Genomic DNA, 9,918 nt, shown 5'->3' with positions numbered 1-9,918 from the left:
CGCATCGAACGCATCGAACGCATCGAACGCATCGAACGCATCGAACGCATCGAACGCATCGAACGCATCGAACGCATCGAACGCATCGAACGCATCGAACGCATCGAACGCATCGAACGCATCGAACGCATCGAACGCATCGAACGCATCGAACGCATCGAACACATCGAACACATCGGACGCATCAAACGCACACCGCATGTTTCCGCGCTCGCCAATCCAACAAGTTTCGGAGATTCGATCCGAGCCGGATCGCACGAACGCTCGACAGGCGTCGCGCATCTCGAGTGATCGATGCAACGGCTCCGGCGACCGAACGCGCCGTCACTTGCCCCGCTTGATCGACCGGAGCGATTCCATCGTCTCGATCGATCCTGGCGATCGCGGCCCGCGCTGCCCGCGACCTTCACCTTCGCTCGCGTGACGCCGCACCCGCCTCCCGTGCAAACCGAAAGCGACGCGCCGTCGCCCAGTCTCCCGTCCATCGTCCGCCGCCTACCAGCTCGCGTCGAGCCCGAGATGCCGCAGCGCCTCGCGTCGCAGCTCGGCGAGATGCGGAGCGCCGCGATGGCGCGGATAGGGCAGGTCGACGCGCAGTTCCGCGACGATGCGCGCGGGCCGCGGCCCGAACACGATCACGCGCTGCGCGAGAAAGAGCGCCTCCTCGACATCGTGCGTGACGAGCAGCGCCGAGAACCGCGCGCGCCGCCACAGCGCGGCGAGCTCGGCCTGCATCGCGAGCCGCGTGAGCGAATCGAGCTTGCCGAGCGGCTCGTCGAGCACGAGCAGTTGCGGATCGTTGACGAGCGCCCGCGCGAGCGCGACGCGCTGCGCCATCCCGCCCGACAATTGATGCGGAAACGCGTCGGCGAACTCGGTGAGGCCGACGCGCGCGAGCGCCTCGTCGATGCGGCCATGCTCGCGCTTCAGCACGCCGCGCGCCTGCAGCCCGAGCGCGACGTTCGCGCGCACGCGCCGCCACGGATACAGCGTCGGGTCCTGGAACACGACGATCCGCGACGGATCGGGCCGCGTGATCGGCGCGCCATCCTGCTGGAGCGTGCCCTGCGTCGCCGCGTCGAGGCCCGCGACGAGCCGCAGCAGCGTCGATTTTCCGCAGCCGCTCGGCCCGAGCAGCGCGACGAACTCGCCGGGCGCGACGGACAGCGTCACGTCGTCGAGCACCTTGAGCGGCCCGCCGGGCGTGTCGAACCAGTGGCTGACGCGCTGCACGTCGATGCGCGCGCCGCTCGGCGCGGCCGCCGGCACCGCCGACGCCGCGTTTGCCGAGGTCGGTCCGTGCGCACCGGCCGTATGCGCCGCAGTCGCTTCGCTCACCATTTGACGGTTCCATTCTGCCACGCGAGCGCCCGGTCGCGCACCGCGAACAGCAGCGTGATGAGTCCGGAGAACAAGAGCGCCATCACGATGAGCGCCGCGTACATGTTGACGTACGACGCCCAGCCCTGCGCCCAGCTCAGATACCAGCCGAGGCCCGACTTGACGCCCATCATCTCGGCCGTGACGAGCACCGTGAACGACGCGCTCAAGCCCATGAAGAGGCCGACGAACACCTGCGGCAGCGCGGCCGGGATCGCGACGCGCAGCACGAGGAAGCGCGCGTTCGCGCCGAGCGTGCGCGCGACGTCGTAATACGCTTTGTTCACGCTCGCGACGCCGGACCACGTGAGCACCGCGACCGGAAAGCCCGTCGCGAGCGCGATCAGGAACGCGGCGGCCGAATAGCTCGACGGGAAGAAGTAGAACGTGAGCGGCAGCAGCGCGGTCGCGGGCACGGGGCCGAGCACGCGCAGCACCGGGTGCACCCAGTAGCCGATGCGCCGCGACCAGCCGATCGACACGCCGACCAGAAAGCCGACGATCGCGCCATACAGGAAGCCGATGCCGAGCAGCTTCAGCGTGTTGCCGGCGCTGCCGGCGAGGCGCGGCCAGTCGTCGACGTACACCTCGATCAGCGCCTGCGGCGGTGCGAAGAACGGCGTCGGCAGCAGTGCGGTCTTCGCGGTCAGGATCTCCCACGCGGCGAGACCGAGCGGCAGCGCGACGAGCCACGGTCCCGCGCGCCGCAGCGTCGCGAGCGCGGCGCCGGCGCGCGCGCCGGGCGCCACGCGCACGAACGCGCTCAGCCCCGCGAGCGCCGCCAGCGCGGCGGCGACGACCCACGCGGCAACGCCGAGCGCGTCGGTGTACGCCCAGTCGGCGAAGCCGACGATCCGGTTCGGCCACTGCCGTGCGATCGCGCCGAGCGCGAGCCACGCGACGGTTGCGACGAGTCCCGCGCGCCAGAGTCCTGCTGCGTTCGTGCGGCGCGCGGCGGGGTCGCCCGCCGCGGCGCACGCGCCGCATGCGGGCGCGGGCGCGCGAGCGGCGCGCCTCGCGGCGGCCGCCGCGCCCCGACGCCCGCCTTCGATGGCGGCGGCAGCGGCGGCGGACGGCGCCGGGGACGATGCATCATGTAGCGTCGCCATCGGATCACCCCAGCACGTTCGCATAGACCTGCTGCGCGAAGCGCTGCGGGTCGGTCGATTTCCTGATCACGCCGATCCGGCGGAAGTCGTCCGCATAGAACGCGATCTCGCTCTGCAGATCGACGTTGGTCGGATGGTGCGTGTACGTGAGCGTCGCGTACAGCTTGCGCAGATCTTCCGGATCGATCTTCGGCGAATATTTCGCGAACACCTTCGCCGATTCGTTCGGGTTCTCGTGCGTGTAGTCGGTCGCCTGCACGATCGAGCGCGCGAGCGCGGCGGCGGCCGGCCGGTCGTTGCGCACGAGCGCGCCGCGCGCGCCGATCACGCAGCACACCTTGCGCGCGTACTCGCCGGACAGGTTCGTCGCGAGCTCGACGTACGCGCCGCGGCTGCGCTTCTCGAGCAGGTAGAGGTTCGGGTCGCCGTCGGCGATCGCGTGGATCTCGCCCTTGTCGGCCGCGACGCCGAGCAGGTCGGCCGGATACTGCCGCCACGTGATGTCGCGCTCCGGATCGATGCCGTGCTTCGCGAGCAGGATCGAGAAGAAGTGCTTGCCGGGCGCGGCGAGGTCGCTCACGCCGACAGTCCTGCCTTTCAGCGCCGCGAGCGACGTGACGCCCGCCGCCTTCGCGCCGACGAGGCGCACGCAGCCGCCATGCGAGCTGCCAATGATCTTCACGTCGAAGCCGGCTTCGAGCGGCTTCAGCCAGCGGTGGACCATGCCGACCGCGGCGTCTGCCTTGCCGGTCGCGATCGATTCGAGCAACTGGTCGGTCGAGCCGCTGTAGTTGATCAGGTCGACCGACAGGCCGTTCTTCTCGAAGAAGCCGAGTTCTTTGGCGACCACGATCGGCGTGAGGCAGAACGCGTTCTGGTTCCACGCGAACGTGAGCTTCCTGAGCGGCGGCGTGGACCAGACCCGGCGGCCGAGCGTCAGCGCCGGGGCCGCGAGCGCGGCCGCGCCCGCCGCGCGCAGCAGCTTGCGGCGGCTCGGCGCGGGCGGTGTCGGCGTTTGCGCGGTCGCGTCGCGTGCGGGCGCGGCATCGGACGAAGAGGTCTCGGACGAAGAGGCATCGAGGGCACGTGTCATGGCGAGGATCTCCGGGCGTAGCGAGTGATGAGGCGGCGCGATCGTGCGTCGATCGCGCTCAATCGAGCAGGTCGGGCTCGGCGGCGACGAGCGTCGCGTACAGGCTCTCGAACGCGTGCAGCGCGCCTTCGGGGCCGCCGATTTGCCCGTGCGTATGGCGCGCGGTGGCGGCGTCGATCGGGCGGGGCGCGCCCGCCGCTTCGGCCAACAACTGCGTGCGCGCGACGTTGTCGAGCGCGATGTACCACCACGCGGCCGCCTCGACGCTCGGCCCCGCGGTCAGGATGCCGTGATTGCGCAGGATCGCGCCCTTGTGCGTGCCGCCGCCCGGCTTCGCGAGCGCGCGCGCGATCCGCTCGCCTTCGTTCGTGTCGACGACCATGCCGGTGAAGTCGTCGAAGAGCGCGTGATCCTCGAAGAACACGCACGCGTCCTGCGTCAGCGGATCGAGCGGGCGGCCGAGCGTCGACCACGCCTTGCCGTACGTCGAATGCGTGTGCGCGGCCGCGACGACGTGCGGGTGCGCATCGTGGATCGCCGCATGGATCGCGAACGCGGCCTGGTTGAGCGGCCGGTCGCCGATCACGGTCTCGCCGCGGCTGTTGACGAGCAGCAGGTCGGACACCTTGATCCGCGAGAAATGCACGCCGAGCGGATTGACCCAGAAGTGGTCGGCCAGCGCCGGATCGCGCGCGGTGATGTGGCCGGCGAGGCCGAGATCGAAGCCGTGCCGCGCGAACAGCCGGAACGCGCCGGCGAGCCGCTCGCGCCGATGGCGGCGCTCCGCTTCGACGCCGATGCGCGGCGCGGGCGGATCGAACCAGAATTTCTGCTGTGGCTGCGGATTGAGCGCGAGACCGGACACGGGGCGAGTTTCGGCGAGCTGGGCGGCGGACATGGCGTGGATGGCGTTGGCTGACGGATGGGCGGATCGGTCGATCGGTCGATCGATTGATCGGCCGGCTGGCGACGCGAGGGCGGAGCGGGCCGTCGCGCGTTCACGCGACCTTGCGGGCGGCGTCGCGCGCGGCGACGCGCTCGCGCACGCGCGGAATCAGCTCGCGGCCGTAGTCGATCGCGTCGTCGAGCGGGTTGAAGCCGCGGATCAGGAACGTCGTCACGCCGAGGTCGTAGTAGTCGGCGAGCGCGTCGGCGACCTGCTCGGGCGTGCCGACGAGCGCGGTCGAGTTCGAGCGCGCGCCCGTGAGCTTCGCGATTTCGGTCCACAGCCGCTTGTCGACGCGCGCGCCGCGCTCGGCCGCGGCGAGCAGCCGCCGCGCGCCCTCGCTCTGCTGCGGGCTGCCGATGCCGAGCCCGGCCGCCTCGCGCAGCCGCCGCGTCTCATCGAGGATCCGGTGCGCGCGGGCCCACGCTGCGTCCTCGGTCGCGGCGAGGATCGGCCGGAACGATACCGAGAAGCGCAATTGCCGTCCGTGCGCGGCCGCCGCGGCGCGCACGCGCGTCGTCAGGTCGCGCACCTGGTCGAGCGATTCGCCCCACAGCGCGTAGACGTCCGCGTGCCTGCCGGCAACCGCGAGCGCCGCGTCCGACGCGCCGCCGAAATACACGGGCACGTGCGGCTTCTGCGCGGGCTTCACTTCCGAATAGCCCTGCCTGAAGCGGTAGTGGACACCCGCGTGATCGAACGGCCGGTCCTCGGTCCAGATCCGGCGCAGGATGCCGAGATACTCGTCGGTGCGCGCGTAGCGCGCGTCGTGGTCGAGGAAGTCGCCGTCGCGCTGCTGCTCGTCGTCGGCGCCGCCCGAGATGAAGTGGACCGCGAGCCGGCCGCCGCTGAACTGGTCGAGCGTCGCGATCTGGCGCGCGGCGAGTGTCGGCGCAGTGAAGCCGGGACGGTGCGCGAGCATGAAGTGGACCCGCTCGGTGACGGCCGCCGCGTACGAGATCGTCAGCGTCGCCGACGGTCCCGTCGAATGGTGCGGCACGAGGATGCGGTCGAAGCCGGCGCGCTCGTGCGCTTGCGCGAATGCGCGGACATAGTCGCGGTCGACCGCGTTGCCGGTCGGCGGATGGATTTCCGACTGCTTCTGGCTCTGGATCATGCCGATGATCTCGACGCTCATCTGGGTCTCCGATGCGGGGCGCCCGGGCATGCCGGGCGGTTCGATGCCTGCCCGGCGCGCGGCTGCGATGCGAGCGCGCACCGGGAATCTGGAGCGCAGATTACCGCCAGGATCATGCATGGAATAAATAATAAATATCGGAATCCATATATTATTTGCATGGTTTGCCGGGTGCGGCGGCGCAGCTTACGCTGTGGGCGATCCGTTTCGTTCGCATGTCGTTCGCATCTCGTTCGCATGTCGTTCGCATCTCGTTCGCATGTCGTTCGCATCTCGTTCGCATCTCGGGCGAACGGTTTTCTTCCTCTGACGATCGACTGGTTTCGAGATCGGCTTCGATGACGGAATGTCCGCAGATGGCTTCTCTTTTTACTGAATCGTCTGTCGCGCGCGAGAAGGGCGATACGCCCCGAGCGAGCTCGCACGACGACGGCGTGGCGACCGGCCGCGAGCCGGACGGCGGCGCGCGGCGGCCCGGCGATGCGCGCATCGCCGGCGCATCGAACGAGCGCGCGCCGTCCGCCGCCGCGCCGTCCGAATCGGCGGCGATCGCGGATACGGAAGACGCGCGCCTTGCCGCGAGCCTCGCCGAGCTCGCGCCGCGCATCGCCGAGCGCGCCGCGCGGCACGACGCGGAAGGCAGCTTCCCGCACGCGCATTTCGAATGGCTGCACGCGCATGGCCTCATCGCGCAGGCCGCGCCGCGCGACTGCGGCGGGGGCGGCGCGACGCTCGCCCGCGCGCGCCGGATCGTCGGCGCGATCGCCCATGCGGACGCCGCGACCGCGCTCGTGCTGACGATGACCTACCTGCAGCATCGCGCGCTCGGCCGCGCGGACAGCCGCTGGCCGGCGCACGTGCGGCGTGCTGTGTTCGCGAGCGCCGCGGCCGACGGCGCGCTGATCAACGCGCTGCGCGTCGAGCCCGAGCTCGGCTCGCCCGCGCGCGGCGGGCTCCCCGCGACCGTCGCGCGCCGCGACGGCGACGGCTGGCGCATCGGCGGCCACAAGCTGTACAGCACCGGCATCCCGGCGCTGCGCTGGCTCGCGGTGTGGGCGCGGACCGACGAAGCGCCGCCGCGCGTCGGCGAGTTTCTCGTGCCGCGCGATGCGGCGAGCACGCGCGCGGCGGGCGACGGCATCCGCGTGATCGAAAGCTGGAATCATCTGGGGCTGCGCGCATCCGGCAGCCACGAGGTCGTGTTCGACGACGCGCGAATTCCGTTCGATCACGCAGTCGATCTGCGCGCGCCCGACGCGTGGGCGCCGACGGGCGCGAGCCAGGCCGACGTCGACGCGCATGCCGACCTGCAGGCGTGGATGATCGTGCTGCTCGGCAGCCTGTACGACGCGGTCGCGCGGGCGGCGCGCGACTGGGTGGTCGGGTTCGCGAAGTCGCGCGCGCCGGCGAGCCTCGGCGCGCCGCTCGCGACGCTGCCGCGCGTGCAGGAGATCGTCGGCGAGATCGATGCGCTGCTGCAGACGAACCGCGTGCTGCTCGACGATGTTGCCGCGCGCGCCGACGCGGGCGCGCCGCCCGACGTCGACGCGAGCGGACTCGTCAAATTCACGGTGACGAGCCACGCGATCCGCGTGACGGAGCTTGCATTGCAGCTATCGGGCAATCACGGGCTGAGCCGTCACAACCCGCTCGAACGCTATCACCGCGACGTGCTGTGCAGCCGGACCCACACGCCGCAGAACGATTCGATTCTCGTCGCGGCGGGGCGCGCCGCGTTCGCCGCACATGGCGATGCGCGATGAGTCGGGCTGTGAGTCGCGCGGGGCGGCTGGTGGCGCGCGCCGCGCCGCAGCGCGCGGCGCGAACGGAAAAACGGGCGCATGGAGATTCGAGCTCACGCGGTATCGCGCTGCCGCTTCGCGCGGCGGCCGGCTCGGCCGTGCGACGTCCGCACATCGATTGCCGCATGCGGCGCATGCGCATCGCCGAGCGCGCGAAACCGCGCCCGCGCGAGCTGACCGATCGCGCCGGCCGGCGCGGCGAGCCGCGCGGCGTCCGCGCGCCGCAGCGCCCACAGATCGATCTGCGGCTTGAAATCGGCGAGCGGCACGATGTCGAGCGCATCGCGCAGCGGACTGATCTCGACGAGCGGCAGCGGCGCGAGCCCGAGGCCGAGCCCATTCGCGACGCTCTGCAACTGCAGCTCGCGCCCGTACGTGTCGAGCATGACGCGCAGCGGCAGCCGCTGCGCATCGAGCGCGCGTTTCAGGCTCGCGCGGAATCCGCACCCGTCCGGGTTGAGCACCCAGCCGGCTGCGTGGCAATCGGCGAGCCGGTAGCTGCGACGGCGGAAGTCGCCCTTGCGCGCGACGACGACGAGCCGCGTGCCGAGCAGCCGCTCGCCCGCGGCCTGAGGCGGCAGCGCGACCTCGCGCGCGAGGAACACGAGCGCCGCGTCGAGTTCATCGTGGCCGAGCTGATCGAGCAGCGCGCCGCCCCAGCCGGTCGCGGCCTGCGGCGCGAGCGCGGGCCAGCGGTCGCGCAGCATCGCGAGCAGATCGAGCAGCAGCAGCTCGCCGATCCCATGCGTGACGCCGAGCCGGAACGCGCCCGCGGGCGACAGCGGCTCGGCGACGAGCTCGCGCAGCGCGCGCATCTCGCGCAGCACGGCGCGGCACTGGTCGTGCACGCGCCAGCCCATCTCGGTCGGGCGGGGCGGCTTCGTGTTGCGGTCGAGCAGCTCGACGCCGAGCGCCTCCTCGAGGTTCTGCACGCGGCGCGTGATCGCCGGTTGCGTGATGCCGAGCTCGGCCGCCGCCTGGCTCAGCGACTGGCAGCGGACCACGGCCGCATAGGCGTCGATATCGCTTATTTTCATGTTTGTCTTGCATGGAGTTTGAGTTGCATCATGTCGAACAATCATATTCGAAGAGGCTGTCGATGAGCACGCGTTCTTTGCATAACGAATCCTCTCCGGCTGCGTTGCGCGCGAGCGTGCCGCTGCGCGCGTTCGTCGCCGCGTTCGAGCGGCTCGTCGACACGCGGCCGGACGAGCCGCGCATCCTGCGCGAAGGCGCGGCGCTGCTCGCGGACCTCGTTGCGCGCGACGACTGGCTGCCCGCCGCGTACGCCCGTTCCGATCCCGGGCGCTATCAGCAGTTCCTGCTGCATCTCGATCCGGCCGCGCGCTTTTCGGTCGTGAGCTTCGTCTGGGGGGCGGGGCAGACGACGCCGATCCACGACCACACGGTGTGGGGGCTGATCGGCATGCTGCGCGGCGCCGAGTATTCGCAGCCTTATGCGCTCGCGCCTGGTGACGGCCGGCCGCTGCCGGCGGGCGACGCGGTGCGGCTCGAGCCGGGTCGCGTCGAGGCCGTGTCGCCCGCGGTCGGCGACATCCATCGCGTGACCAATGCGTTCGCCGATCGCGTGTCGATCAGCATCCACGTCTATGGCGCGGACATCGGCGCGGTCGAGCGCTCGGTCTATCGCGAAGACGGCACGCGCAAGCCGTTCGTGTCCGGGTATTCGCATGTCGATGTCGATTGATCGCTTGCTTCGGATGGCGGGCCTTCGGCGCGCGCGTGGCGTGATTCGGCGGCGCGGCCGTAGTCGTGCGGCGAGCGGCGCGTCGTGTTGCGTTCGTCGCGAATCGCTTGCTGCGCGTCGGCTTGCGCCGGCCCCGCGTTGCGCGCCGAGCGTCGATGTGCTTCGGCGTCGCGCTGCACGGCATGGGCCGTCGATGCGTGAGGATCGCGCATCGGGATGGTCGATCGTTCGATCCGGCGCGAAGGCGGTGCGCGCGCGCCGCGCGTTTGCTTCGTCGCGCATGTCGTTCGCTTGCGCGCCGTGCCGCGATGTTGCGCCGCACGGCGTGCTTGGTTCCGATCCGGCGTCGCAGCGCGCGACGCATGCCGATTCGACTCGGCGATGTCGCGCATGCGTTCGACCGATCGGTTCTTTACTCGCGCCGCGCTTCGATCCGCAGCAACGTCGCGCGACGCATCGTTCGTCATCCATACATTCCATTGTCCTGATCCGATGAGCATCGATTCCGTGACCGCTCTTTCATCCGCTTCGCATCGCGATGCCGCTTTCACGCCCGCGTCCATGTCCGCTATCGCGCCCGATTCCGCTTCGGTGTCCCTAGGGCGTGTTCACACTACATTGATTTAAGGTTATGCTTCGGGGATGGAAATCTCCGAAGCCCAATTCAAACAGATCGAACATTGCCTGCCGCGACAGCGAGGCAATGTGAGCCTGCCGAACCTGCAAGTGCTCAACGCGATCC

The 9,918-nt window shown here is 70.6% G+C and carries 10 protein-coding genes; 3 read left to right on the top strand and 7 right to left on the bottom strand.

Annotation, left to right across the window (positions count from 1 at the left end):
* The 6 genes from WS62_RS36265 to WS62_RS11620 form a co-directional block, all read right to left on the bottom strand.
* The coding region (locus tag WS62_RS36265) for a hypothetical protein (RefSeq protein ID WP_197422814.1) at positions 1-201 on the bottom strand (201 nt) is incomplete at its 3' end.
* Between the two features lie 294 nt (positions 202-495).
* A complete protein-coding gene (locus WS62_RS11640) occupies positions 496-1,341 on the bottom strand; it encodes an ABC transporter ATP-binding protein (protein ID WP_066570969.1) in 846 nt (281 codons plus the stop codon).
* The gene (locus WS62_RS11635; protein ID WP_066570968.1) at positions 1,335-2,489 is read right to left on the bottom strand and encodes an ABC transporter permease; all 1,155 of its coding nucleotides are present in this window, start codon (positions 2,487-2,489) and stop codon (positions 1,335-1,337) included. The genes WS62_RS11640 and WS62_RS11635 overlap by 7 nt, the downstream gene beginning before the upstream one ends.
* 4 nt (positions 2,490-2,493) lie before the next feature.
* Positions 2,494-3,582 carry an ABC transporter substrate-binding protein gene (locus WS62_RS11630; protein ID WP_231748265.1) on the bottom strand — a complete coding sequence of 363 codons (1,089 nt, stop codon included), beginning with the start codon at positions 3,580-3,582 and terminating at the stop codon, positions 2,494-2,496.
* Positions 3,583-3,640: 58 nt separating this feature from the next.
* Positions 3,641-4,480 (bottom strand): class II aldolase/adducin family protein, encoded by an 840-nt coding sequence (locus WS62_RS11625; protein WP_066570967.1) that lies wholly within the window; start codon positions 4,478-4,480, stop codon positions 3,641-3,643.
* A 100-nt stretch (positions 4,481-4,580) separates the two neighbouring features.
* Positions 4,581-5,666, bottom strand: a complete 1,086-nt coding sequence (locus WS62_RS11620; RefSeq protein WP_066570972.1) for an LLM class flavin-dependent oxidoreductase — start codon at positions 5,664-5,666, stop codon at positions 4,581-4,583.
* A gap of 356 nt (positions 5,667-6,022) precedes the next feature.
* Between WS62_RS11620 and WS62_RS11615 the strand changes: the two genes are divergently transcribed.
* Positions 6,023-7,429, top strand: a complete 1,407-nt coding sequence (locus WS62_RS11615; RefSeq protein ID WP_082720896.1) for an acyl-CoA dehydrogenase family protein — start codon at positions 6,023-6,025, stop codon at positions 7,427-7,429.
* Positions 7,430-7,521: 92 nt separating this feature from the next.
* Here WS62_RS11615 and WS62_RS11610 read toward each other — a convergent pair whose 3' ends face one another.
* On the bottom strand, positions 7,522-8,505 hold the full coding sequence (locus WS62_RS11610) for a LysR family transcriptional regulator (RefSeq protein WP_066570966.1): 984 nt from the start codon (positions 8,503-8,505) through the stop codon (positions 7,522-7,524).
* A gap of 62 nt (positions 8,506-8,567) precedes the next feature.
* Between WS62_RS11610 and WS62_RS11605 the strand changes: the two genes are divergently transcribed.
* Both WS62_RS11605 and WS62_RS38060 read left to right on the top strand, forming a co-directional pair.
* The gene (locus WS62_RS11605; protein WP_066570970.1) at positions 8,568-9,176 is read left to right on the top strand and encodes a cysteine dioxygenase; all 609 of its coding nucleotides are present in this window, start codon (positions 8,568-8,570) and stop codon (positions 9,174-9,176) included.
* A 216-nt stretch (positions 9,177-9,392) separates the two neighbouring features.
* The gene (locus WS62_RS38060) at positions 9,393-9,803 is read left to right on the top strand and encodes a hypothetical protein (RefSeq protein WP_231748264.1); all 411 of its coding nucleotides are present in this window, start codon (positions 9,393-9,395) and stop codon (positions 9,801-9,803) included.
* The last annotated feature ends 115 nt before the right edge of the window (positions 9,804-9,918 follow it).

It is taken from the genome of Burkholderia sp. ABCPW 14, assembly GCF_001523835.1.
In the GTDB taxonomy this organism is placed as follows: Bacteria; Pseudomonadota; Gammaproteobacteria; order Burkholderiales; family Burkholderiaceae; genus Burkholderia; species Burkholderia mayonis.
This window is presented reverse-complemented; position numbering and strand designations above follow the sequence as displayed.

Excerpts from the sequence above, each read along its gene's own strand:
- WS62_RS11640 (WP_066570969.1), bottom strand. The coding sequence starts at position 1,341 with ATGGTGAGCGAAGCGACTGCGGCGCATACGGCCGGTGCGCACGGACCG.
- WS62_RS11635 (WP_066570968.1), bottom strand. The coding sequence starts at position 2,489 with ATGGCGACGCTACATGATGCATCGTCCCCGGCGCCGTCCGCCGCCGCT.
- WS62_RS11630 (WP_231748265.1), bottom strand. The coding sequence starts at position 3,582 with ATGACACGTGCCCTCGATGCCTCTTCGTCCGAGACCTCTTCGTCCGAT.
- WS62_RS11625 (WP_066570967.1), bottom strand. The coding sequence starts at position 4,480 with ATGTCCGCCGCCCAGCTCGCCGAAACTCGCCCCGTGTCCGGTCTCGCG.
- WS62_RS11620 (WP_066570972.1), bottom strand. The coding sequence starts at position 5,666 with ATGAGCGTCGAGATCATCGGCATGATCCAGAGCCAGAAGCAGTCGGAA.
- WS62_RS11615 (WP_082720896.1), top strand. The coding sequence starts at position 6,023 with ATGGCTTCTCTTTTTACTGAATCGTCTGTCGCGCGCGAGAAGGGCGAT.
- WS62_RS11610 (WP_066570966.1), bottom strand. The coding sequence starts at position 8,505 with ATGAAAATAAGCGATATCGACGCCTATGCGGCCGTGGTCCGCTGCCAG.
- WS62_RS11605 (WP_066570970.1), top strand. The coding sequence starts at position 8,568 with ATGAGCACGCGTTCTTTGCATAACGAATCCTCTCCGGCTGCGTTGCGC.
- WS62_RS38060 (WP_231748264.1), top strand. The coding sequence starts at position 9,393 with ATGGTCGATCGTTCGATCCGGCGCGAAGGCGGTGCGCGCGCGCCGCGC.